This is a genomic window from Modestobacter marinus, from assembly GCF_019799945.1.
GTDB classification, from domain to species: Bacteria; Actinomycetota; Actinomycetes; order Mycobacteriales; family Geodermatophilaceae; genus Modestobacter; species Modestobacter marinus_B.
In genome coordinates, this window is sequence record NZ_JABGCH010000027.1 from 1 (window position 1) to 21,928 (window position 21,928).

Genomic DNA, 21,928 nt, shown 5'->3' on the forward strand with positions numbered 1-21,928 from the left:
GATGAACTTGAATCCATGGCCGAGAACCGAGAATTGGCACTCTCGATATCAATCAACCAAAGGAACCCACCAGAATCCGAAGACCCCGGATGGGGGAATTGTTACATGGCACTGACTTTCGGCACGCTGTTGAGTTCTCAAGGAGCGGACGCGCGGAGAACCTGGCCTTGCGGCCTTCGTCTCGGGCGCCTTGTGCCACGTTACGCCGTGCACGGCTCGCTGTCACATCCGGAGATCTGACTGGCGGCTCCCGGCCCTCTCGGCCCGGTCTCGCTCGGCGCAGAGAGGAAGTTACGTGCCCGTCCGGGGCCCGTCAAACCAGTGCGGGTGCCGAACGGTCATCGACGGCTCCGATGGGATCCATCCCAGCGCAACACCGCAGGTCAGCGGGTCACGCGATCGGTGCGGTTGCGAGGCAGCTCACGGCCTCGGGGTCCCAGGGACCCCATCCGCACCCGGACCACGCCTCAGAGACCCAGGAGGGACTCGATCCCCACGGTCAGGCCGGGTCGCCGGCCGATCTCACGGACCGCCAGCAGCACGCCGGGCATGAACGACGCCCGGTCGTAGGAGTCGTGCCGCAGGGTGAGGGTCTCCCCCGCCGCCCCCATGAGCACCTCCTGGTGCGCGACCAGACCGGTCAGCCGCACCGCGTGCACCGGGACGCCCTCGACGTCGGCGCCACGGGCACCGGGCAGCGAGTCGGACGCGCGGGTCGCGTCCGGGGCGGCCGGAATCCCCGCCGCCCGCCGGGCCGCGGCGACCAGCCGGGCGGTGCGTGCGGCGGTCCCGGACGGGGCGTCGACCTTGTTGGGGTGGTGCAGCTCCACGATCTCCACGGACGGGAAGAACCGGGCGGCCTCCTGGGCGAAGCGCATGAGCAGCACCGCGCCGATGCCGAAGTTCGGGGCGATCAGCACGCCGATCTCCGGCTTGGGCTCCAGCCACTCGGCGATGGTGGCCAGACGCTGCTCGTCGAAGCCCGTCGTCCCCACCACGCAGTGGATGTTCTGGTCGATGCAGAAGCGGATGTTGTCCATCACGGAGTCCGGCCGGGTGAAGTCGACCACGACCTGCGCGCCGGCATCGGCGACGTTGAACAACCAGTCCCGCTCGTCGACCATGGCGACGAGCTCCATGTCCTCGGCCGCGTCGACCGCGCGGCAGACCTCGGTGCCCATGCGGCCGCGCGCCCCGAGCACTCCCACCGAGATGAGCGGTGGCTCCGCCGCGGAGACGTCGGAACCGGACGGGGAGGCGGCGGACGGAGTTCTCACCCCGCGATGCTCGTCAACCGTGCGGCGGGGCGCAAGGCGGCCCACCGCGTCCGGGGCTCACACCGACGCGCGTCGTCTCCGGACCAACCGCTCCCAGACCAGGAGGCCGACGAGCACACCGATCACGTCGGCGACCAGATCGGCCACCGAGGCGTCGCGGTTGACCAGGTCGGTCGCCTGCAGGATCTCGCTGACCCCGGCGTACAGGACCAGCAGGCCGGCCAGGACGCCACGGCCGACCCCGGCCCACCGACCGGTGAACGCGAGGACGGCGAACAGCAGCCCGTGCACCAGCTTGTCGATCCCGTACGGGCTCGGCGGCACGTCGGCCGGCGGGGCGAACAGCACCGCGAGCGAGACCAGGACGGCGATCGCGAAGGTGCCCCGGGAGAGGGCACTGTGCGCCTGGATCGGGGAGGCCACGGGTCAGGTCCCCAGCTTCTCGAGGTCCCGGTCCCGGTAGGGGCCGACGACGGCGAGGCACGTGGGCCGCCCGTACAGGTCCGCGGCGATCTCCCCGACCTGCTCCTGGTCGACCGCGTCGAGCCGGTCGAGCACCGCGCGCACCGGCAGGTACTCCCCGTAGGACAGCTCGCTCTTGCCCAGCCGGCTCATCCGGGACCCGGTGTCCTCCAGCCCCAGGACCAGGCCGCCCTTGAGCTGTCCGCGTCCCCGGGCGACCTCCTCGGCGCGCAGCCCGTTCGCCGCAACCTCCGCGAGCTCGGCCCGCACCAGGCGCAGCACCTCGGGCACCCGCTTGGGCGAGCAGCCGGCGTAGACCGACCAGGCGCCCGTGCCGGCGTAGTGGGTGAGCGACGAGCCGACGCTGTACACCAGCCCCCGCTTCTCGCGGATCTCCTGGAACAGGCGGGAGCTCATCCCGCCGCCGACGGCCGCGTCGAGCACGGCGGCGGCGTACCGCCGGTCGTCGAGCCGGCCCATGCCGACGCCGCCGAGCAGCAGGTGCGTCTGCTCGGTGCGCCGGTGGATCAGCCCGGTCGGCCGGGCGGGACCCGCGAAGCGGACGTCGTCCCCGACGCGAAGGGGGTCCGGGCGGGACGGCCCGGACAGCCGCTCGCCGAACGCCGCGGTCACCAGGTCCAGGACCTGCTGGTGGGACACCCGGCCGGCCGCGGACACCACGATCGAGGGCATCCGGTAGCGCCCGCGGTACCACCCGTCGACGTCGTCGCGGGTGAGCGCCTCGATCGACTCCACGGTGCCCAGGACCGAGCGCCCGAGCGGGGTGTCACCGAACAGCGTCTCGGCGAACAGGTCGTGGACGGCGTCGGACGGCTCGTCGTCGCGCATGGCGATCTCCTCGAGCACCACCGTCCGCTCGGACTCCAGGTCCGGCGCGGTGTTCAGCGCCTCGGTGACCAGGTCCCCGAGGAGCGTCACCGCGAGCGGCAGGTCGCTGGCGAGCACGTTCGCGTAGTAGCAGGTGTGCTCCTTGGCGGTGAAGGCGTTCATCTCACCGCCGACCGCGTCCATGGCGGTCGCGATCTCCAGCGCCGTCCGGCTGCGGGTGCCCTTGAAGAGCAGGTGCTCCAGGAAGTGCGACGAGCCGCCGAGCTCCGGGCTCTCGTCGCGCGAGCCGACGCCCACCCAGATGCCCAGGGTCGCCGAGAGGACGCCGGGCATCGTCTCGGTGAGCACCCGCAGGCCGCCGGGCAGCTCGGTCCGCTCGACGGTGCCGCCGAACTCGTCGACGTCGAGCACCTGTGTCAGACCGACCAGGGCCGGGACTGGCGCCACTGCGCCCGCCCCGGCCCCGGTCAGGGAGTCCGCGGTCGTCGTCACGCCTCCGCGGGTGCGTCGGCCTCGGTCGGGGCGTCGGCCGGGGCATCGGCCGCGGGGGCCTCCCCCTCGGCCGCGACCGGGACCAGGCTGATCTTGCCGCGCGCATCGATGTCGGTGATCTCGACCTGGATCTTGTCGCCGACGTTGACGACGTCCTCGACCTTGGCGATCCGCTTGCCGGCGCCCAGCTTGCTGATGTGGACCAGGCCGTCCTTGCCCGGCAGCAGCGAGACGAAGGCACCGAAGGCCGTGGTCTTGACGACGGTGCCGAGGAACCGCTCCCCCACCTTGGGCATCTGCGGGTTGGCGATCGCGTTGATCCGGTCCACCGCGGCCTGGGCCGAGGGGCCGTCGGAGGCGCCGACGTAGATCGTGCCGTCGTCCTCGATGGTGATCTCGGCGCCGGTCTCGTCCTGGATCGCGTTGATCATCTGGCCCTTGGGGCCGATGACCGCGCCGATCTTGTCGACCGGGATGCGCACCGTGGTCACCCGCGGGGCGTACGGGCTCATCTCGTCGGGGCCGTCGATGGCCTCCAGCATGACGTCGAGGATGTGCAGCCGGGCCGCGCGGGCCTGGGTCAGCGCACCGGCGAGGACGTCGGAGGGGATGCCGTCGAGCTTCGTGTCCAGCTGGAGGGCCGTGACGAAGTCCTTGGTGCCGGCGACCTTGAAGTCCATGTCACCGAAGGCGTCCTCCGCGCCGAGGATGTCGGTGAGCGCGACATACTGCGTCTTCCCGTCGACCTCGTCGGAGACCAGGCCCATGGCGATGCCGGCGACCGGCGCCTTCAGCGGCACACCGGCGTTGAGCAGCGCCAGCGTGGACGCGCAGACCGAGCCCATGGACGTGGAGCCGTTGGAGCCCAGCGCCTCGGAGACCTGCCGGATCGCGTAGGGGAACTCCTCGCGGTCGGGCAGCACCGGGAGCAGGGCCCGCTCGGCGAGCGCACCGTGGCCGATCTCGCGGCGCTTCGGCGAGCCGACCCGGCCGGTCTCACCGGTGGAGTACGGCGGGAAGTTGTAGTTGTGCATGTAGCGCTTGCGGGTCACCGGCGCGAGGGTGTCCAGCTGCTGCTCCATGCGCAGCATGTTCAGCGTGGTGACCCCGAGGATCTGGGTCTCGCCGCGCTCGAACAGCGCCGAGCCGTGCACCCGCGGGAGCACCTCGACCTCGGCCGACAGCGGCCGGATGTCGGTGACGCCGCGGCCGTCGATGCGGACCTTGTCGCGCAGGATGCGCTGCCGCACGACCTTCTTGGTGATCGAGCGGAAGGCCGCGGAGATCTCCTTCTCCCGGCCCGGGAACTGGGCCGACAGCGAGGAGACGACCTCGTCCTTGAGCTCGTCGGTGGCGTCGTTGCGCTCCTGCTTGCCGGCGATGGCCTGCGCGGCGGTGAGACGCTCGAGCCCGGCGGCCTCGACGGCGGCGTAGACGTCGTCCTGGTAGTCGAGGAACCGGGGGAAGAGCGCCTCGGGCTTGGCCGCCTGGGCGGCCAGCTCGCTCTGCGCCTGGCACAGCGCCTTGATGAAGGGCTTGGCGGCCTCGAGGCCCTGCGCCACGACCTCCTCGGTCGGGGCAGTGGCCCCGCCGGCAACCATCTCGACCGTCTTCTCGGTCGCCTCTGCCTCGACCATCATGATCGCGACGTCGCCGTCGGGCAGCACCCGGCCGGCCACGACCATGTCGAAGACGGCGTCCTCGAGCTCGGCGTTCGTCGGGAAGCCGATCCACTGGCCGTTGACCAGCGCCACCCGGGTGCCGCCGACCGGGCCGGAGAACGGCAGGCCGGACAGCTGGGTGGAGGCCGACGCACCGTTGATGGCGAGCACGTCGTAGAGGTGGTCGGGGTCCAGCGACAGGACGGTGATGACCACCTGGACCTCGTTGCGCAGGCCCTTGGCGAAGGTCGGGCGCAGCGGTCGGTCGATCAGCCGGCAGGTGAGGATCGCGTCCTCGGACGGGCGGCCCTCCCGGCGGAAGAACGAGCCGGGGATCCGCCCGGCGGCGTACATCCGCTCCTCGACGTCCACCGTCAGCGGGAAGAAGTCGAACTGCTCCTTGGGCTGGCGGCCGGCCGTGGTGGCCGACAGGAGCGTGGTGTCGCCCATGGTGGCGACGACGGAGCCGGCGGCCTGCTTGGCGAGGCGGCCGGTCTCGAAGGTGATGGTGCGTGAACCGAGCGACCCGTTGTCGATGACCGCGGTGGCGGTGTAGACGCCGTCCTCGGCGTCCAGGTCGGCGTTCGTGGTGGGTGCGGACATTCGTCGTCCTCTTCCTACGTCGCATGCGGCGACGTCCTCTTCGCGGCGGTGTGCCGGCTTCGTCCGGGGCGACCGGTCTTCGATCGAAACCCCTGGGTCCTTCTTGCCCTCGCCGGAGGCGGGGCGAACGTGCCCGGGGGCCACTACCGAGGACCGGCCCACACGTCGGGCGCGGCGGTCCGCCGGTGGGCCCGTGCGGCGGGTGCCGCACGAGAGAGGGGACCGCCCGGGTCTGCCCGGAACGGTCCCCTCGGTGGTGCTAGCGGCGCAGGCCGAGCCGCTCGATCAGCGAGCGGTACCGGTTGATGTCGGTCTTCGCCAGGTAGTTCAGCAGCCGACGACGACGGCCGACCAGCAGGAGCAGGCCCCGCCGGCTGTGGTGGTCGTGCTTGTGCTGCTTGAGGTGCTCGGTGAGGTCGCTGATCCGGCGGGTCAGCATCGCGACCTGCACCTCCGGCGAACCGGTGTCGTTCTCGACCGTCGCGTACTCGGCCATGATCTGCTTCTTCGTCGCGCTCTCCAGCGCCATGGTGCCTCCAGGGGCAGGTCACGTGTGGTCCCCGGTCTGTGTCACGGGGGCAGACTTCACACGCGTCGGTCTCCCGACGCCGAGACGAGGCTACCAGCGCCCTCCGCGGCGCCGGCGGGGCGGATCAGTCCAGGCCCAGCACCGACCGGGTCCGGGCGACGTCGCCGGCCATGGCCTCGACCAGCTCCGGCACGCCGCTGAAGGACAGCATGGGCCGCAGCCGCTCGACGAACTCGACCCCCACGTGCTCGCCGTAGAGGTCGCCGTCGAAGTCCAGGACGAACGCCTCGACGGTGCGCCGGCTGCCCTCGAACGTCGGGTTGGTGCCCACCGAGATCGCCGCCGGGAACCGCTCCCGGCTCGCTCCGCTGCGCGGGTCGCGCAGCACGAGGTGGCCGGCGTAGACGCCGTCCGCGGGGACGGCGGTGTGCGGCGGGCTCTCCACGTTCGCCGTCGGGTAGCCGAGCTCCCGGCCGCGCCGGTCACCGCGCACCACCACCCCGTCCACCCGGTGCGGGCGGCCCAGGGCGAGCCCGGCGGAGGCCATGTCCCCGGCGGCCACGCAGGCCCGGATGTAGGTCGAGGAGATGGTGACCTCGCCCTCGCCGTCCAGGTCCGGGGCGCAGCCCACGCTGGTCAGGTCCACCCCCTCCGCCGTGAAGCCGAACCGGCGTCCCTCCGCGGTGAGGGTCTCCACCGTGCCGGCGGCCCGGTGCCCGTAGGTGAAGTTCCGCCCGACGACCACCGAGGCGGCGTGCAGGTGCTCGACCAGCACCGTGTGCGTGAACTCCGCGGTCGTCAGCCGGCTGAACTCCGAGGTGAACGGCAGCACGCACATCGCGTCCACGCCGAGCTCGGCGACCAGCTCGGCCTTGCGGTCGGCGGAGGTCAGGATCGCCGGGTGCGAGCCCGGGCGCACGACCTCCGAGGGGTGCGGGTCGAAGGTCAGCAGCAGCGCCGGGCGGCCCAGCGTCCGGGCGCGCCCTACCGCCGTCCGGATGAGGTGCTGGTGCCCGCGGTGGACGCCGTCGTACATGCCGACGGTGACGACGGTGCGCCCGAGGTCCGGCGGGGTCGACTCGAGGCCGCGCCAGCGCAGCACGCCGCTCCTCTCCCCCGCCGGCCGGCGCTCAGGCCGCGGGCGCGACGCGGTGCAGCCAGCCGTGGGTGTCGGGGACCCGGCCGTGCTGGATGTCGAGCAGGTGCTGCCGCAGCTGCATGGTGAGCGGCCCGGGCTGCCCGTCGCCGACGGCGAAGTCGCCGGTGCGCGCCTTCACCGTGCCGACCGGCGTGATGACCGCGGCGGTGCCGCAGGCGAAGGTCTCGGTGACCGTGCCGTCGGCGACCCCCGCACGCCACTCCTCGACGCTGAACCTCCGCTCGGTGACCGTGTGCCCCAGCTCGCGGGCGACGGTGATGAGCGACTCCCGGGTGATGCCGGGCAGCAGCGTGCCGGTGAGCTCGGGCGTGACCAGCTCCGCGTCCGCGCCCTCGCCGAGGACGAAGAACAGGTTCATCCCGCCCATCTCCTCGACGTACTTCTTCTCCATCGCGTCAAGCCAGACGACCTGGTCGCAGCCGGCCGCGACGGCCTGCTCCTGGGCCAGCAGGCTGGCGGCGTAGTTGCCGGCGCACTTCACGTCGCCGGTGCCCCCGGGGGCGGCCCGGATGTAGTCCTCGGAGAGGTAGACCGAGACCGGGTGCACGCCGCGCGGGAAGTAGGCGCCGGCGGGGCTGGCGATCACGATGAACAGGTACTCGTGCGCCGGGCGGACGCCCAGGAACGGCTCCACCGCGAGCTGGTAGGGGCGGAGGTACAGCGTCTGGTCCGGGCCGGTGGGCACCCAGTCGCGGTCGGCGTCGACGAGCGCGTCGGCGGCGGTGAGGAAGGCGTCCTCCGGGACCGGCGGCATGGCCAGGCGCTTGGCGCTGCGGACGAAGCGGGCGGCGTTGGACTGCGGCCGGAAGGTGGCCACCGAGCCGTCGGGCTGCGCGTACGCCTTGAGCCCCTCGAAGATCGACTGGGCGTAGTGCAGGGTGGCCGCGCTGGGGTCCAGCTGCAGCGGCGCGTAGGCGGTGAGCCGGGCGTCGACCCAGCCCTCTCCGGTGCGGTACCGGGCCACGACCATCGAGTCGGTGAAGTGCCGGCCGAAGCCGGGGTCCTCGAGCACGGCGGCCCGCTCGGCGGCGGGGCGACGCGGCACGTCCTCCACGACCAGCGGCACGCCCTCGGTGAACATCCGGGAGGAGGTACGGCTGTCGGCGAGCGTGTCGGTCATGGCTCCCACCTGCTGGTTCCGTGCTGGAGCGGCGCGCGACGGTCGTCGGGCCGCCCCGTCACCCTAGCCCGCGCCATCGCGTGGTCGTCGCTCCGCGCAGGCGCGGGCCGGGTGACCGGGCTCAGGCGGTCTGACCCGCGGGGCCGGCGGACTGGATGACCTCGTAGCTCCACACGTGCTGCTGCGACCGCTCGGCCGCCGGGGCGAGGGTGTCGCCGCCGCCGTCGTGGGCGCGGTCGAAGTCCTGGCTGGTCTGCCAGGCCTCGTAGGCCGCCTGGCTGCTCCACCGGGTGTAGACGAGGTAGGCATCGGTGCCCTCGACCGGGCGCAGCAACTCGAACCACTCGAAGCCCGGGGTCGTCTCCACGGCCCCGGCGCGGCCGCGGAACCGCTCCTCGAAGCGCTCCCACTTGTCCGGGGGCATGGTCACGACGTTGATCTTGACGACGCTCATGCCCGCATCCTGCCCGACCGGGGCCGACCCGACACGGCGGGTGCGGGAGACTGCGGCGGTGACCGACCTGCCGCGCACCGCCGACCTGGGCTTCGCCCGGCTCGACCCGGACCGGGCGGCCCGCACCGGCACCCCGGAGGTCGTCTACGCCGCCGGCAAGACGCCCGCGGAGACGGTGGCCTGCCTGGCGGGGCTGCTGGACGCCGGGGTGCCGCTGGCCTGGGCCACCCGCGTGGACGAGGAGACCGCCGCGGCGATCCGCGAGCGCTGGCCCGCCGCGCACGTCGACCGGGGTGCGCGGGTCGCCTGGGTGGGCACCCCGCCGGAGCCCGTCGGCTCGGTGCTGGTGCTCACCGCCGGCACGTCGGACGGCGGGGTGGCCGCCGAGGTGGCCGCCACCCTGACCGCGAGCGGCGTCGGCTGGCGGCGGGTCGACGACGTCGGTGTGGCCGGGGTGCACCGCGTCCTCGCGGTCGCACCGGACCTGGCCGCGGCCGACGCGGTGGTGGTCGTCGCCGGGATGGACGGGGCGCTGCCCAGCGTGGTCGCGGGCCTCACCGACCGGCTGGTGGTCGCCGTCCCCACGTCGGTCGGCTACGGCGCCGCCTTCGAGGGCCTCGCCGCGCTGCTCACCATGCTGACCGCCTGCGCGCCGGGCGTGCTGGTGGTCAACATCGACAACGGCTTCGGCGCCGGGGTGGCCGCCGCGCGGATCGTGCGGTCAGCCCACCGGGCAGCCGGCTGACCGCAGCCGACTCACCGGTAGCGGACAGGGTCGGGCAGCAGCTCGTTCATCGCCCCCGACCGGAAGCCGCGGGGGTCCAGCTCGACCCGGTCGAAACCGGCGACGGCGGCCAGCAGCTCCGGTCGCGCCGCGATCTCCGGCACGCGGGCGACGTCCACCTCGACCCGCGCCACGTCGTCGCCCAGGTCGCGGACCCGCAGGTCCCGCACGGGGATCCCGGCCCCGGCCAGGGCCCCGCGCAGCGCGGCCTCGGCCCGCTCCACCCGGGCCAGTCGCTCGGCGGAGACCGGCACCCCGTAGGCGATCCGGCTGGCCAGGCAGGCGGCGGCGGGCTTGTCGGCCAGCGGCAGGTCCCAGCGGCGGGCGGCGGCCCGGACGTCGTCCTTGGTCATGCCCGCGCGCGCCAGGGGCGCCCACGCCCCCCGCTCGGCGGCCGCGCGGATGCCGGGCCGGAAGCCGGCCCGCAGGTCGTCGGCGTTGGTGCCGGTGACGACGTCGGCGATGCCCAGCCGGGCGGCCAGCGGCATCAGCACGTCGACCAGCTCGGCCTTGCAGAACGCGCACCGGTCACCGGCGTTGGCGACGTAGCCGGCCCGGCTGAGCTCGAAGGTGCGCGGCTGCTCGTGACGCACCCTCAGGGAGACCGCGACGTCGTGCGCGGCGGCCCGCTCGGCCGCGGGCAGGCTCGGTGAGACGGCGGTGGCGGCCACGACTCGGTCCGGTCCGAGCGCCCGCACGGCGGCGGCGAGCACCACCCCGGAGTCGACCCCGCCGGAAAAGGCGACGAGCACCCCGGGGACGGCGGAGAGCTCCGCGTCCAGCACCGCCAGCCGGTCCTCGAGCGTGCCCATGCCCGGCAGGCTGCCACACGCCGACCGGCCGGGGCGGCTCTACCGTGGCCGGCATGGGGACGGTCGCGTTGCCACCGTGGCCGGCGGTGCCGCCGGCGCACGGTCCCGTCGTCCTGCGGGCCTTCGCCGACGGGGACGCCGAGGTCGCGAGGGAGTTGTCGACCGACGCCTACGTGCCGCTGATCGGCACCCTCCCCGCCTCCGCCACCACCGAGGAGGCGCAGGAGTGGATCGCCCGGCAACGCGGGCGCTGGGCCGAGGGTGCGGGGTTCTCCTTCGCCGTCGCGCGGGCGGACACCGGCCGGGCCGTCGGCTTCGCCGGCCTGTGGCTGGCCCAGCTCCCCCAGGGACGCGCCGCCGCCGGGTACGCGATCGCGCCGGGCCACCGCGGTCAGGGGCTGGCGAGCGCGGCGCTGCGGGCACTCACCGGTTTCGCCTTGACCCTGCCCGGGCTGCACCGCATCGAGCTGCACATCGAGCCGTGGAACACCGGCTCGCTGCGGACCGCCGAGCGGGCGGGGTACCGCCGCGAGGGGCTGCTGCGCAGCCACCAGGAGATCGGGGGGCGGCGCCGCGACATGGTGCTGTACGCCGCCGTCCACGACTGACGTCCCCTCAGGAGGGCGGGAACCCGACGGCGACCCTGGCCACCTGTCCGGCGTCCTCGACCAGGGCGATCAGGCGCCCCTCCGGCGCGATCGCCGCGTGCAGGCCCGGAGCGCCGGTGGCGGGCACCCGCTGCCCGTGGCCCACGGCGACCGCCTCGGCCGCGGTGAGCTCACGGACCGGGAAGACCAGGCGGGCGGCGTCGGCCAGGGCCAGCACCCCTGCGCCGCTCCCCTGCTCGGCCAGCGCCCCGGCCGCCTCCTCCACCGGCCGCGCCTGCTCCGTGGAGAACGGCCCGGAGCTGGTGCGGCGCAGCGCGGTGAGGTGGCCGCCGACCCCGAGCGCCGCGCCGGCGTCGCGGGCGATCGCCCGCACGTAGGTCCCGGTGCTGCAGGCGACCGTCACCTCGACGTCGAGCAGGTCCGGGGTCGGCCGGCCCAGGCGGTGGACGTCGAGGCGGTGGACGGTGACCGACCGGGGAGCGAGCTCCACCTCCTCGCCGGCCCGGACCCGGTCGTAGGAACGGCGGCCGTCGACCTTGACCGCGCTCACCGAGGAGGGCACCTGCTGCAGCGCGCCGACCTGCGCGGCCAGCGCGGTGCGGACCGCCTCCTCGGTCAGTCCGGCGGTGGAGGCGGTGGCGGTGACCTCGCCCTCCCGATCGTCGGTCACCGTCCGCTGGCCGAGCCGGATCGTCGCGTCGTAGGTCTTGTCCGAGCCGGCGAGGTGGCCGAGCAGCCGGGTGGCCGAGCCGACCCCCAGCACGAGCAGCCCGGTGGCCATCGGGTCGAGGGTGCCCGCGTGGCCCACCCGGCGGACCGACAGCACCCGGCGGGCGCGCGCGACGACGTCGTGCGAGGTCATCCCGCCGGGCTTGTCGACCAGCAGCAGGGACGGCGGGACGTCGGCATCGGGCTTCCTGCGGGTCACCCGGCCACCGTCCCACCCAGCCACCGGTCGCCCCGCACCCGCCGGCCGACGGCGACCAGCCGCAGCACGATGAACAGCGTCAGGCCGGTCCACACCCCCGCCAGTCCCCAGTCCAGCCAGCCGGACAGCAGGGACAGCGGCACGAAGCCGAGCAGCGCCGAGCCGAGGGTCACCGTCCGCAGGTACCCGACGTCCCCGGCGCCCATGAGCACGCCGTCGAGCGCGAACACGACCCCGGCCAGCGGCTGCATCAGCGCGAGGAACCACCAGACGACGGCGGCCTGCGCGAGCACCGCGGGGTCGTCGGTGAACAGCGGCGGGAGCACCGGCCGCAGCGCGAGCAGCAGCGCCGCCACCACGATCCCGGTGCCGAGACCCCACCAGCTCACCCGCACGGCCGTGGACCGGGCGACGTCGGGGCGACCGGCGCCGAGGGCGTGGCCGACCAGCGTCTGCGCGGCGATCGCGTACGCGTCCAGGACCAGGGCGAGGAACATCCACAGCTGCAGCGCCACCTGATGGGCGCCGAGCTCGGCGGTGCCCGAGCGGGCCACCACGGCGGCGGCAGCGGCGAAGGCGAACTGCAGCACGGCCGCCCGCAGCAGCAGGTCCCGCCCGAGCACCAGCTGACCGCGCAGGGCGGGCAGCCGCGGCCGCCAGTCGAGGCCGGCGCCGCGCACGTCGCGCACGAGCGCGCGGACGAACAGCATCGCCGCCACCGCCTGACCGGCGACGTTAGCCAGCGCCGAGCCGACCAGTCCGAACCCGGCCGGGTGCACCAGCAGCGGGCACAGCACCAGGCTCACCAGACTGCCGGCCAGCACGAACCGCACCGGCCGGCGCAGCTCCTGCACGCCGCGCAGCCAGCCGTTGCCGGCCAGCGCGAGCAGCAGCAGCGGGAGCCCCAGGCTCCCCACCCGCAGCCACTGCTCGCCGGCGGTGGCCACCGGGCCCGCGCCGCCGGCGAGCAACCGGGTCAGCGGGCCGGCGAGCACCTGGAACAGGACGGCCAGCCCGACCCCGAGCCCGAGGGCCAGCCAGGTGGCCTGCACCCCCTCGGCCACGGCGCCGGCGCGGTCGCCGGCCCCGGCCCGGCGGGCGGCGCGGGCGGTGGTGCCGTAGGCGAGGAAGTTCAGCAGCGCGGCGACGTAGGCCAGCAGCCCGCCGCCGACCGCGAGCCCGCCGAGGGGCACCGTGCCCAGGTTGCCCACGACCGCGGTGTCGACGAGCAGGTACAGCGGCTCGGCGGCCAGCACGACCAGCGCCGGCGCGGCCAGCGCGGGGACCGACGGCGATGACCTGGTGCCCGGCCCCGGTCCCCGCCGTGCGCTCAGGCGCACAGTTCCGCGCGCAGGCGCGAGATGGTCCCGTCGAGGTCGAGGGTGGAGCTGTAGCCGGCCGCGGCCCGGTGGCCACCGCCGCCGAGGGAGACCGCCACCCGGGACAGGTCGGTGCCCCCGCGGGAGCGCATCGACACCACCCACGAGCCGTCGTCCTGGCCCTTGAGCACGCAGGCCACGTCCGCCTCCGCGGTGGAGCGCACCACGTCGACCAGTGCCTCCAGCTGATCGGAGGGCAGGCCGTGCGAGCGCGCCTCCCCCGCGCTGGACCAGGTCCACACCAGCCCAGCGCCGATCTCCGGCTCGAGCACCGCCCGACCGGTCACCGCCGAGAGCAGTCCCAGCCAGCCGAAGGGCGCGGTGTCGAACAGCCGCTGGCTGATCGCGGCGTGGTCGATGCCGGTGCGCAGCAGCCGGGCGGCGAGCTCGTGGGTACAGGGCACGGTGTTGCCGAACCGGAAGGAACCGGTGTCGGCGGACAGCCCGGCGTAGAGGCAGGTGGCCAGCTGCCGGTCCAGCTCGACGCCCAGGCCGTCGAGCAGCTGCGCCACGAGCACCACGGTGGCCGGCGCCTCGGGGTCGATGACCGAGACGTCCCCGAAGCCGGGGTTGCTGGCGTGGTGGTCGACGACCACCGAGCGCCCGGCGGTGCCCAGCAACGCGGCCAGCTCCCCGAGGCGGCCGGTGGACGCGGAATCCAGACTGACGAAGACGGCCGGGTCGTCCGGCACCGTGACCGGGTCGACGAGCCGGTCGGCGCCGGGGAGCCAGCCCAGCGACGCGGGCAGGGTGAACGGCGCCGGGAAGGTGGCGACGACGCGGGCCCCTCGGCGCCGGAGTCCCTCGGCGAGGGCGAGGGTGCTGCCGAGCGCGTCGGCGTCGGGCTGCACGTGCCCGGACAGCACCACGGTCGCCCCCGCGTCGGCCGCGGCGGCCAGGACGTCGACGGCGGCCGCGACGGAGGAGGCGGGAACGGTCATCGGATCAGGGCTGCTGGGGCTCGGGGGTGATGTCGCCGCCACCGACCGGGTAGCTGCTGCCGTCGTCCGGCTCGTCGGCGGCGATGCTCTCCGTCGTCCCGATCTGGCCGTGCTTGCCGCCGGCGGTCGGGTCACCGGTGGCGGGCTCCTCGCGCCCGCCGAAGGTCACCCGGTTCTCCTGGTCGGGGACGTCGGGGTTCGGGTCGCTCGACTCGGTCATGACGCGCTCCGACGGGTGGCGGGGGCGTCGGCGGGGTCGGTCAGCTCGGCGACGTCCCCGTCCTCGTCCTCGTCGTCCTCGTCGACGGCGGGACGGCGGTACGGGTCGGGCTCGCCGGCGTACTGCGCGCCCTCCCGGGCCCGGGCGAGCTCGGCGTCGGCCCGGCGGACCCGCTCCAGGGCCTCGTCGAGCTCGCGCGCGGTGTCGGGGACGATGTCGGCGACGAAGGCCAGCGTCGGCACGAACTTGATGCCGGTCTGCTTGCCCACGGTCGACCGCAGCACGCCGGTGGCGCTGGCCAGCGCCCTCGCGGAGTCCTCGACCTGCTGGGGGTCGCCGTAGACGGTGTAGAAGACGGTCGCCTCGCGCAGGTCGCTGGTGACCCGCGCGTCGGTGATGGTGACCATCCCCAGGCGGGGGTCCTTGATCTGCATCTCGATCGTGGCGGAGACGATCTGGCGGATGCGTACCGCCAGTCGGCGCGCCCGGGCCGGGTCGGCCATCTCGGGACCTCCAGTCGAAGGACCTCCTCCTCCTCAGCCCTCGCAAGCTCGGGCCGAGCCTCTGGAGGAGGCCGGGTGGATGTTCACGTATCGCTGTCGCTGTACAGCTGCCGGTGCGTCGACAGCAGCGTCACCTCCGGCCGCTCGGCCAGCAACCGCTCGCAGGCGTCGAGCACGTCGACGACCTGGGTGGCGTCGCCGGCCACGGTGGCGACCCCGACCTGCACACGACGGTGCAGATCGAGGTCGCCGACCTCGGCAGCGGCCACGGCGAAGCGTCGCCGCAGTTCGGCGACGATCGGCCGGACCACCGACCGCTTCTCCTTCAGCGAGTGGACGTCGCCCAGCAGCAGGTCGGCGGTCAGTGACCCGGTGAACACCGGCTCACCGCCGCCTGCACCCGCTGCCGGACGAGGTCAGCCGGCTTACGCGCGCGGCTTCTCACGCAGCTCGAAGGTCTCGATCACGTCATCGATCTTGATGTCGTTGAACGACCCCAGACCGATGCCGCACTCGTAGCCCTCCCGGACCTCGGTCGCGTCGTCCTTGAACCGGCGCAGCGAGTCGACGGTCAGGTTGTCCGCGACCACGGCGCCGTCCCGGATGAGGCGGGCCTTGGAGTTGCGGACGATCGTGCCGCTGCGCACCAGCGAGCCGGCGACGTTCCCGATCCGCGGCACCCGGAAGACCTCGCGGACCTCCGCGGTGCCCAGCTGCACCTCTTCGTACTCGGGCTTGAGCATGCCCTTGAGCGCGGACTCGATCTCCTCGATGGCCTGGTAGATGACCGTGTAGTACCGGACGTCCACCCCCTCGCGGGCAGCCAGCTCGGTGGCCTGACCCTCGGCCCGGACGTTGAAGCCCAGGACGATGACGTCGTCGGCCAGCGCCAGGTCGATGTCGCTCTTGGTGATCCCACCGACACCGCGGTGGATGACCCGCAGCGAGATGTCGTCGCTCACCTCGATCTTCATCAGCGCCTCTTCGAGCGCCTCGACGGTGCCCGAGTTGTCGCCCTTGATGATCAGGTTGAGCTGACGGGTCTCCTTGAGCGCCGCGTCGAGGTCCTCCAGGCTGATCCGCTTGCGCATCGACGCGTTCTGCGCGTTGCGGATGCGGGCCTGACGGCGGTCGGCGATCTGCCGCGCGATGCGGTCCTCCTCGACGACGAGGAAGGTGTCACCGGCACGCGGCACGGAGGTCAGGCCGACGACCTGGACGGGACGGGCCGGCAGCGCCTCCTTGAGCTTGTTGCCGTGCTCGTCGAGCAGCGACCGGACGCGCCCGTAGGCGTCGCCGGCGACGATCGAGTCGCCCTGGCGCAGCGTGCCGCGCTGGACGAGCACCGTGGCCACAGGACCCCGGCCCTTGTCCAGCTTGCCCTCGATGACCACGCCCTGCGGGTCCTGGCCGATGTTGGCGCGCAGGTCCAGCGAGGCGTCGGCGGTCAGCAGGATCGCCGTGAGCAAGTCGTCGAGACCCTGACGGGTGGTCGCAGAGACGTCGACGAACATCGTGTCGCCGCCGTACTCCTCGGCCACCAGCCCGTACTCGGTGAGCTGCTGGCGGATCTTGGCGGGATTGGCCCCCTCCTTGTCGATCTTGTTGACCGCGACCACGATCGGCACCTCGGCGGCCTGGGCGTGGTTGAGCGCCTCGACCGTCTGCGGCATGACGCCGTCGTCGGCGGCCACGACCAGCACGACGATGTCGGTGACCTTCGCGCCACGGGCACGCATCGCGGTGAACGACTCGTGACCGGGGGTGTCGATGAAGGTGACCGGACGCTCGTTGCCCTCCAGCTCGGTGACGATCTGGTAGGCGCCGATGTGCTGGGTGATCCCACCGGCCTCCTTGCCCGCCACGTTGGCGTGCCGGAGCGCGTCCAGGAGCTTGGTCTTCCCGTGGTCGACGTGACCCATGACGGTCACGACCGGCGGACGGATGTCCCAGTCCTCCTCGTCGCCCTCCTCGTCACCGAAGGTGAGGTCGAAGGTCTCGAGCAGCTCGCGGTCCTCGTCCTCGGGGCTGACGACCTGGATGACCCAGCCGATCTCGGCACCGAGCAGCTGCAGCGTCTCGTCGTTCACCGACTGCGTCGCGGTGACCATCTCGCCCAGGTGGAACAGGGCGGTCACCAGCGCGGCCGGCTGGGCGTTGATGCGCTCGGCCAGGTCGGTCAGCGAGGCACCACGGGGCAGCCGGACGGTCTGCCCGTTGCCGCGGGGCAGGCTGACGCCACCCATCGACGGCGCCGCCATGGAGTCGAACTCCTGACGCCGCTGCTTCTTGCTCTTGCGCCCGCGGACCGGACCGCGACCACCCGGACGCCCGAAGGCACCCGCGGTGCCGGCACCGGAACCACCGCGACCACGGCCGCGGCCACCGCCGCCACCGCCGCCACGGAAGCCACCGCCGGCCGGAGCGCCACCGGGGGCGCCGCCGCCACCGGGACGGAAGCCGCCGCCGCCACCGCCGCCGCCACCGGCACCGGGACCACCGGGACGGCCACGGCCACCGGCGCCGCCGGGACCACCCGGACGGCCGCCACCGGCCGGCCGCGGCGGCATCATGCCGGGGCTGGGACGCTGCGGCATCATGCCCGGGTTGGGACGGGGCCCACCGGGACCGGCGGCGGGACGAGGCCCACCGGGACCGGCCGCGGGACGCGGACCACCGGCGCCAGGGCCGGGACGCGGACCACCGGCACCCGGGCCGGGGCGCTGACCACCCGCAGCCGGGCCGGGGCGCTGACCGCCCGCGGCCGGGCCGGGACGCGGACCGGACGCCGGTGCACCACCGGGACGCTGCCCGGGGGCCGCCGGACGGGGCGCGCTGCTGAAGGGGTTGTTGCCCGGCCGGGGAGCCGGACGGGGGCCCGGACGCGCACCACCGGAGGCGGCCGGCCGCTGGGCGCCCGGAGTGGGGGCGTTCCCGACCGGACGGGGGCCGGGGCGCGGGCCGGCCGGAGCCGACGGGCCGGCGGCAGCCGCGGGAGCAGCCGGGGCGACCGGAGCCGACGGGGCAGCCGGAGCCGACGGGGCAGCCGGAGCCGGCGGCGCGCTCGCGGCGGGCTGCTGGACAGCCGGACGCGGGCCCGGACGCGGGCCGGGGGCCGGAGCACCCGGACGCGCTGCCGGACGGGCCACCGGGGCCTGCGCCGCCGGAGCCTGGGCCGCGGGAGCGGCCGGCGCCTGCGCCGCGGGAGCCTGGGCGGCCGGGGCCTGAGCCGCCAGCGCCTGAGCCGCCGGCGCCTGGGCCTGGGCCGCCGGATCCTGGGTCGCCGGGGCCGGAGCCGCGGGGGCCGGGACCTGGGCGGCGGGCGCCGCCGGGGCCTGGGCGACCGGACGCGGTCCCGGGGTGGGCCGGGGAGTCGGGCGGGACGGTGCGCTGGACGCGCCGTCGAACGCCTCACGCAGCCGTCGGGCCACCGGCGCCTCGACGGTGGACGAGGCGGACTTCACGAACTCGCCCTGCTCCTTGAGTTTGGCGAGCACGGTCTTGCTGTCGACGCCGAGCTCTTTCGCGAGCTCGTGTACGCGGGCCTTGCCTGGCACGGGTCTCCTCTTTGTGAGGCCGGCGGCTGGCCCGCTCGACCTCGTCGTCAGTGGTGCATGGTCATCGTGGCGACTTCACGGGTTGCTCATCCGAGGTCGTCCTGGTTCTCGAGGTGGACCGGCCGGGTGCCGGTCCGACGGGGTCCCGCTCACACCTGGTCACCGGCGGACCGGTGGACGTGGTGCTCGAGGGGGCCGGTCTCCAGCGGTGCGCCACGACGCAGCGCACGCGGGAAGGCCCGGCGCCGGACTGCTGCCTGCAGACACTCCGCAGTGGGGTGCAGGGACGCACCCCGGCCGGGGAGCCGCCGCCGCGGGTCGGGGGTGAGTCCCCCGTCGCGGACGACGACACGCAACAGCTCGGTGACCGGAGCGCGTCGCCGGCACCCCACACAGGTGCGGACCGGGATCGACGTGTCGGCCATCGCTGAGTCTAGCGCGCCGCGGGTCCGGGATGTTCCGCGCGTCGGGGCGGAGGCCGGTGCCCGCCCTGCGGGCCCCGTCCGACGGGGCGGCCGGTCGGCTGCGCCGGGCGCAGCGGCGCCCGGCCGACACCCGGCGAGACCGGGCCCTCGTCGACCTGGGCGTCGCTGCGGATGTCGATCCGGCAGCCGGTCAACCGGGCGGCCAGGCGGGCGTTCTGCCCCTCCTTGCCGATCGCGAGCGACAGCTGGAAGTCGGGGACGACGACCTGCACCGCGCGGGCCTTGGGGTCGACCACCCGGGCGCTGGTGACCCGCGCCGGCGACAGCGCCGAGGCGACGAAGGTGGCGTCGTCGTCCGACCAGTCGACGATGTCGATCTTCTCGCCGTGCAGCTCGCTCATCACGTTGCGCACCCGCTGCCCCATCGGGCCGATGCAGGAGCCCTTGGCGTTCAGCCCCGGCACCTTGGTGCGGACGGCGATCTTCGACCGGTGGCCGGCCTCCCGCGCCACCGACACGATCTCCACGCTGCCGTCGGCGACCTCGGGCACCTCCAGGGCGAACAGCTTGCGCACCAGGTTGGGGTGGGTGCGCGACAGCACCACCTGCGGCCCGCGGAAGGTGCGGGCCACGGAGACCACGTAGGCCTTCAGCCGGGAACCGTGCCGGTAGTCCTCACCGGGCACCTGCTCCCCGGCCGGGAGGGTGGCTTCCACCTTGCCGATGTCGACCAGCACCGCGCCCTGGGCGTTGCGGCGGGCGTCGGCCTGCACGATGCCGCTGACGATGTCGCCCTCCTTGCCCGCGTACTCGCCGAAGGTCTGCTCGTGCTCGGCGTCGCGCAGCCGCTGGACGATCACCTGCTTGGCGGTGCTCGCCGCGATCCGGCCGAAGTCGGTGGGGGTGTCGTCCCACTCGTGCACGACCTCACCGTCGGGGCCGAGCTCCTGGGCGAGCACGGCGACCTCGCCGGTCTTGCGGTCGACGTGCACCCGCACGTGCTTGGCCGCCCCGTGGGCGTGCCGGTAGGCGGTGACCAGCGCGGTCTCGATCGCCTGCAGCACCGTGTCCGCAGGGATGCCCTTCTCGCGCTCGACCGCCTTGAGGGCGGTCACGTCGATGTTCACTTCTTGCCTCCTCGTCGCGGCCGCTCCCCGCGCGGCGCGCGCCCGGGAGCCGGTCGTCCGGTCCTCCCACGCGCGCCGGCGGCCGGGGAGCCGGCCGGGTCGTGCCCGTCCTGGTCGCCGGGGTGGATGTCCCCGACCGTTCCGTCGTCGTCCGGCTCGTCGTCCTCGTGCAGCTCGTCGTGGACGTCGTCGTCGGTGTCGTCGTCCGGGTCCTCGGGCAGGTGCACCAACCCGGCGTCGCGGTGCCCCGCGGGCCGGGAGAACTCGACCTGCACCCGGGCCTCGCCGAGCTCGCCCCACCCCACGGTGCGCTCCCCCACGGACTTGCGCACCTGGCCCTTCTTCGTGCCGCCCTTCTCGACCGCGAGGACGACGGCCTCGTCGGTCACCCGCACCACCCGCGCGGTCATCTGCTCACGTGCCCCCTGGGGGCCCACCTCGACGCTGACCAGCCGCCCGGTGTTGCGCCGCCAGTGCCGCGGCAGGGTCAGCGGCCGGTCGACGCCGGGGCTGGTGACCTCCAGGACGAACGTCGAGCGACCCATGGCGTCGTCCTCGGCGTCCAGGACGTCGGAGACCGCCCGGCTGACCTCGGCGACCTCGTCGAGACTGACCCCCTCGTCGCGGTCGATGACCACCCGGACCACCGAGCGCTGCCCGGCCGGGCGCACGACCAGCTCCTCCAGGTCGTACCCCGCCGTGGTCACCACCGGCTCGACCAGCCCGGTGAGCCGGGTGGTGACCGCGTCCGGGGCGTGCGCACCTCGCGTGGACACCGGCTGCCTCCTGCTCGTCGGCGCTGCTGGTGGGGCTCCTGTCCGGAGGAGCTCCAGCGCGGGACCGGCTGGGCGCGCCGGACCGCCGGCGCGCAGCGCGTGAACCGTCAGGCTACCGCCCGCCGCTGCGCCTCTCTCGCCCCAGCCGACCGGGCGGCCTCCCGGTGCGTCCCGGCTGCGGACCCGGCCGCGGCTGCGAGGATGGACGGCGATGTCCGCACCGTGCTCTCCCTTCCCCGCGGGCGCCTTCTCCCGCCGCACCCTGCTCGTCGCCGCCGCGGCCGGGACCGCCGCCCTGGCGGCCGGGTGCACGAACGGCGCGGCGCAGGACCCGGCCGACGCGGTCACCCCGGCGCAGGCCGACCGGCTGGCCGCCCAGGTCGGGGTGCAGGAGCAGCTGGTCGCCGACTACGCGCAGGCGCTCGCCGCCGCTCCGCAGCTGGCCACGTCGGCAGCCGTGCTCGCCGCGCAGGCCCGCCAGCAGCTGGACCGGCTGCGGTCGGCCGCTGCCCAGCCGGCCCCGTCGAGCGGCGCGACGGCAGGAACCTCGGCGGCCGACGCGGTGCCTGCCGACGGTGCCGCCGCCTGGCTGCAGGCCCGGGTCAACGCTGCGGCCGACGCGCACGCGCGGGCCTGCCCGGACTTCACCGGCGGCCGGGCCGCACTGCTGGGCAGCATCGCCGCGGGTCTGCGCGCGCAGGCCGGGCAGCTCGCGTGACCACGAGGAGGTCCCATGCCTGACGGCACCAGCGGCACGACCGCGGCGACGGGTCCGGACGCCGCTGCCCCCGAGGACGCCGCGCTGCAGGAGGCACTGGCCGCCGCGTACACCGCGATCTGGGGGTACGGCGTCGTGGGCGCCGCCGTACCGGCGGAGAGCCGGCCGGCCGTGGTCACGGCCGAGCAGGCGCACCGGGACGTCCGGGACGAGCTGCTGGAGCTGCTGTCCGGCCGCGACGTGCAGCCGGTGGCCGCGGAGGCCGCCTACGACCTGCCGTTCCCGGTGCTCTCGGGGGTGGACGCGGCGGCGCTGGCGGTCACCCTCGAGGACGGCGCCGCCACCGCGTGGACCTGGGTGCTGGACCAGGCCGCCGAGCGCAGCACCCGGGAGCTGGCGGTCGTCGCGCTCACCGCGACCGAGCTGCGCGCCGTCGTCTGGCGCGCCCAGGCCGGCCGCACCCCGGTGACCAGCGCCTTCCCCGGCCTCCCCGAGGTCTGACGGCCCCGTCCGGGGCACCCGCCCCAAGCGTGCGAGGGGATGG

General features: G+C 74.6%; 24 protein-coding genes and 1 pseudogene. 4 read left to right on the forward strand and 21 right to left on the reverse strand.

The features are described from left to right. Positions 1 to 467: 467 nt before the first annotated feature. The 8 genes from dapB to HK417_RS19065 all read right to left on the reverse strand — a co-directional run bounded on the left by dapB (position 468) and on the right by HK417_RS19065 (position 8,606). On the reverse strand, positions 468 to 1,277 hold the full coding sequence (dapB, locus tag HK417_RS19030) for a 4-hydroxy-tetrahydrodipicolinate reductase (protein WP_222269592.1): 810 nt from the start codon (positions 1,275 to 1,277) through the stop codon (positions 468 to 470). A 57-nt stretch (positions 1,278 to 1,334) separates the two neighbouring features. Then, the gene (locus HK417_RS19035; protein WP_222269594.1) at positions 1,335 to 1,700 is read right to left on the reverse strand and encodes a VanZ family protein; all 366 of its coding nucleotides are present in this window, start codon (positions 1,698 to 1,700) and stop codon (positions 1,335 to 1,337) included. A 3-nt stretch (positions 1,701 to 1,703) separates the two neighbouring features. After that, positions 1,704 to 3,080 carry a M16 family metallopeptidase gene (locus tag HK417_RS19040; RefSeq protein ID WP_308123708.1) on the reverse strand — a complete coding sequence of 459 codons (1,377 nt, stop codon included), beginning with the start codon at positions 3,078 to 3,080 and terminating at the stop codon, positions 1,704 to 1,706. Further along, positions 3,077 to 5,344 carry a polyribonucleotide nucleotidyltransferase gene (locus HK417_RS19045; protein ID WP_222269595.1) on the reverse strand — a complete coding sequence of 756 codons (2,268 nt, stop codon included), beginning with the start codon at positions 5,342 to 5,344 and terminating at the stop codon, positions 3,077 to 3,079. The genes HK417_RS19040 and HK417_RS19045 overlap by 4 nt, the downstream gene beginning before the upstream one ends. 259 nt (positions 5,345 to 5,603) lie before the next feature. Beyond that, positions 5,604 to 5,873 (reverse strand): 30S ribosomal protein S15, encoded by a 270-nt coding sequence (rpsO, locus tag HK417_RS19050; protein ID WP_222269598.1) that lies wholly within the window; start codon positions 5,871 to 5,873, stop codon positions 5,604 to 5,606. Between the two features lie 124 nt (positions 5,874 to 5,997). Further along, positions 5,998 to 6,975 carry a bifunctional riboflavin kinase/FAD synthetase gene (locus tag HK417_RS19055; RefSeq protein ID WP_222269600.1) on the reverse strand — a complete coding sequence of 326 codons (978 nt, stop codon included), beginning with the start codon at positions 6,973 to 6,975 and terminating at the stop codon, positions 5,998 to 6,000. A 28-nt stretch (positions 6,976 to 7,003) separates the two neighbouring features. After that, positions 7,004 to 8,152: a branched-chain amino acid aminotransferase gene (locus HK417_RS19060; protein ID WP_222269602.1), complete on the reverse strand. Its 1,149-nt coding sequence runs from the start codon at positions 8,150 to 8,152 to the stop codon at positions 7,004 to 7,006. A 121-nt stretch (positions 8,153 to 8,273) separates the two neighbouring features. Next, positions 8,274 to 8,606, reverse strand: coding sequence for an antibiotic biosynthesis monooxygenase family protein (locus HK417_RS19065; protein WP_222269604.1), 333 nt, complete (start codon positions 8,604 to 8,606; stop codon positions 8,274 to 8,276). Between the two features lie 58 nt (positions 8,607 to 8,664). Between HK417_RS19065 and larB the strand changes: the two genes are divergently transcribed. Then, entirely contained in the window at positions 8,665 to 9,351 is a 687-nt protein-coding gene (gene larB / locus HK417_RS19070) for a nickel pincer cofactor biosynthesis protein LarB (protein WP_222269606.1), read from the forward strand. Between the two features lie 11 nt (positions 9,352 to 9,362). Here the strand turns inward: larB and HK417_RS19075 are convergent, their stop codons facing one another. Then, on the reverse strand, positions 9,363 to 10,202 hold the full coding sequence (locus HK417_RS19075; RefSeq protein WP_222269608.1) for an ExsB family transcriptional regulator: 840 nt from the start codon (positions 10,200 to 10,202) through the stop codon (positions 9,363 to 9,365). Positions 10,203 to 10,255: 53 nt separating this feature from the next. Between HK417_RS19075 and HK417_RS19080 the strand changes: the two genes are divergently transcribed. Beyond that, the gene (locus HK417_RS19080) at positions 10,256 to 10,810 is read left to right on the forward strand and encodes a GNAT family N-acetyltransferase (RefSeq protein ID WP_222269610.1); all 555 of its coding nucleotides are present in this window, start codon (positions 10,256 to 10,258) and stop codon (positions 10,808 to 10,810) included. 7 nt (positions 10,811 to 10,817) lie between these two features. Here the strand turns inward: HK417_RS19080 and truB are convergent, their stop codons facing one another. The 12 genes and pseudogenes from truB to rimP all read right to left on the reverse strand — a co-directional run bounded on the left by truB (position 10,818) and on the right by rimP (position 20,666). Then, complete coding sequence (gene truB, locus HK417_RS19085; protein ID WP_222269612.1) at positions 10,818 to 11,738, reverse strand: tRNA pseudouridine(55) synthase TruB; 921 nt, start codon at positions 11,736 to 11,738, stop codon at positions 10,818 to 10,820. Continuing rightward, positions 11,735 to 13,078, reverse strand: a complete 1,344-nt coding sequence (locus HK417_RS19090; protein ID WP_222269614.1) for an MATE family efflux transporter — start codon at positions 13,076 to 13,078, stop codon at positions 11,735 to 11,737. Before HK417_RS19090 ends, truB begins: the two co-directional genes overlap by 4 nt. Continuing rightward, complete coding sequence (locus HK417_RS19095; protein ID WP_222269616.1) at positions 13,069 to 14,058, reverse strand: DHH family phosphoesterase; 990 nt, start codon at positions 14,056 to 14,058, stop codon at positions 13,069 to 13,071. Before HK417_RS19095 ends, HK417_RS19090 begins: the two co-directional genes overlap by 10 nt. Before the next feature lie 4 nt (positions 14,059 to 14,062). Beyond that, positions 14,063 to 14,278, reverse strand: a complete 216-nt coding sequence (locus tag HK417_RS19100) for a hypothetical protein (RefSeq protein ID WP_222269617.1) — start codon at positions 14,276 to 14,278, stop codon at positions 14,063 to 14,065. Continuing rightward, positions 14,275 to 14,781 (reverse strand): 30S ribosome-binding factor RbfA, encoded by a 507-nt coding sequence (gene rbfA / locus HK417_RS19105; protein ID WP_222269619.1) that lies wholly within the window; start codon positions 14,779 to 14,781, stop codon positions 14,275 to 14,277. The genes HK417_RS19100 and rbfA overlap by 4 nt, the downstream gene beginning before the upstream one ends. 83 nt (positions 14,782 to 14,864) lie before the next feature. Continuing rightward, positions 14,865 to 15,161 (reverse strand): DUF503 domain-containing protein, encoded by a 297-nt coding sequence (locus tag HK417_RS19110; protein WP_222269621.1) that lies wholly within the window; start codon positions 15,159 to 15,161, stop codon positions 14,865 to 14,867. 45 nt (positions 15,162 to 15,206) lie between these two features. Then, positions 15,207 to 17,381, reverse strand: coding sequence for a translation initiation factor IF-2 (gene infB / locus HK417_RS19115; RefSeq protein WP_261327307.1), 2,175 nt, complete (start codon positions 17,379 to 17,381; stop codon positions 15,207 to 15,209). Next, positions 17,378 to 17,578, reverse strand: a complete 201-nt coding sequence (locus HK417_RS25725; protein ID WP_261327308.1) for a hypothetical protein — start codon at positions 17,576 to 17,578, stop codon at positions 17,378 to 17,380. Before HK417_RS25725 ends, infB begins: the two co-directional genes overlap by 4 nt. Before the next feature lie 616 nt (positions 17,579 to 18,194). After that, a pseudogene (locus HK417_RS25730) lies at positions 18,195 to 18,338 on the reverse strand (translation initiation factor IF-2 N-terminal domain-containing protein); the annotation flags it as partial. A gap of 149 nt (positions 18,339 to 18,487) precedes the next feature. Next, positions 18,488 to 18,763 carry a YlxR family protein gene (locus HK417_RS19120; protein WP_222269625.1) on the reverse strand — a complete coding sequence of 92 codons (276 nt, stop codon included), beginning with the start codon at positions 18,761 to 18,763 and terminating at the stop codon, positions 18,488 to 18,490. A gap of 8 nt (positions 18,764 to 18,771) precedes the next feature. Continuing rightward, positions 18,772 to 19,890: a transcription termination factor NusA gene (nusA, locus tag HK417_RS19125; protein ID WP_222269627.1), complete on the reverse strand. Its 1,119-nt coding sequence runs from the start codon at positions 19,888 to 19,890 to the stop codon at positions 18,772 to 18,774. Continuing rightward, entirely contained in the window at positions 19,887 to 20,666 is a 780-nt protein-coding gene (rimP, locus tag HK417_RS19130; RefSeq protein WP_222269629.1) for a ribosome maturation factor RimP, read from the reverse strand. The genes nusA and rimP overlap by 4 nt, the downstream gene beginning before the upstream one ends. Before the next feature lie 211 nt (positions 20,667 to 20,877). Between rimP and HK417_RS19135 the strand changes: the two genes are divergently transcribed. Beyond that, positions 20,878 to 21,384 (forward strand): hypothetical protein, encoded by a 507-nt coding sequence (locus HK417_RS19135; protein WP_222269631.1) that lies wholly within the window; start codon positions 20,878 to 20,880, stop codon positions 21,382 to 21,384. Between the two features lie 15 nt (positions 21,385 to 21,399). Then, positions 21,400 to 21,885 (forward strand): ferritin-like domain-containing protein, encoded by a 486-nt coding sequence (locus HK417_RS19140; RefSeq protein ID WP_222269633.1) that lies wholly within the window; start codon positions 21,400 to 21,402, stop codon positions 21,883 to 21,885. Positions 21,886 to 21,928 lie beyond the last annotated feature (43 nt).

Excerpts from the sequence above, each read along its gene's own strand:
- rpsO (WP_222269598.1), bottom strand. The coding sequence starts at position 5,873 with ATGGCGCTGGAGAGCGCGACGAAGAAGCAGATCATGGCCGAGTACGCG.
- HK417_RS19075 (WP_222269608.1), bottom strand. The coding sequence starts at position 10,202 with ATGGGCACGCTCGAGGACCGGCTGGCGGTGCTGGACGCGGAGCTCTCC.
- HK417_RS19120 (WP_222269625.1), bottom strand. The coding sequence starts at position 18,763 with ATGGCCGACACGTCGATCCCGGTCCGCACCTGTGTGGGGTGCCGGCGA.
- HK417_RS19065 (WP_222269604.1), bottom strand. The coding sequence starts at position 8,606 with ATGAGCGTCGTCAAGATCAACGTCGTGACCATGCCCCCGGACAAGTGG.
- HK417_RS19135 (WP_222269631.1), top strand. The coding sequence starts at position 20,878 with ATGTCCGCACCGTGCTCTCCCTTCCCCGCGGGCGCCTTCTCCCGCCGC.
- HK417_RS19060 (WP_222269602.1), bottom strand. The coding sequence starts at position 8,152 with ATGACCGACACGCTCGCCGACAGCCGTACCTCCTCCCGGATGTTCACC.
- HK417_RS19100 (WP_222269617.1), bottom strand. The coding sequence starts at position 14,278 with ATGACCGAGTCGAGCGACCCGAACCCCGACGTCCCCGACCAGGAGAAC.
- HK417_RS19095 (WP_222269616.1), bottom strand. The coding sequence starts at position 14,058 with ATGACCGTTCCCGCCTCCTCCGTCGCGGCCGCCGTCGACGTCCTGGCC.
- HK417_RS19045 (WP_222269595.1), bottom strand. The coding sequence starts at position 5,344 with ATGTCCGCACCCACCACGAACGCCGACCTGGACGCCGAGGACGGCGTC.
- infB (WP_261327307.1), bottom strand. The coding sequence starts at position 17,381 with ATGATGCCGCAGCGTCCCAGCCCCGGCATGATGCCGCCGCGGCCGGCC.
- HK417_RS19140 (WP_222269633.1), top strand. The coding sequence starts at position 21,400 with ATGCCTGACGGCACCAGCGGCACGACCGCGGCGACGGGTCCGGACGCC.
- HK417_RS19080 (WP_222269610.1), top strand. The coding sequence starts at position 10,256 with ATGGGGACGGTCGCGTTGCCACCGTGGCCGGCGGTGCCGCCGGCGCAC.
- rbfA (WP_222269619.1), bottom strand. The coding sequence starts at position 14,781 with ATGGCCGACCCGGCCCGGGCGCGCCGACTGGCGGTACGCATCCGCCAG.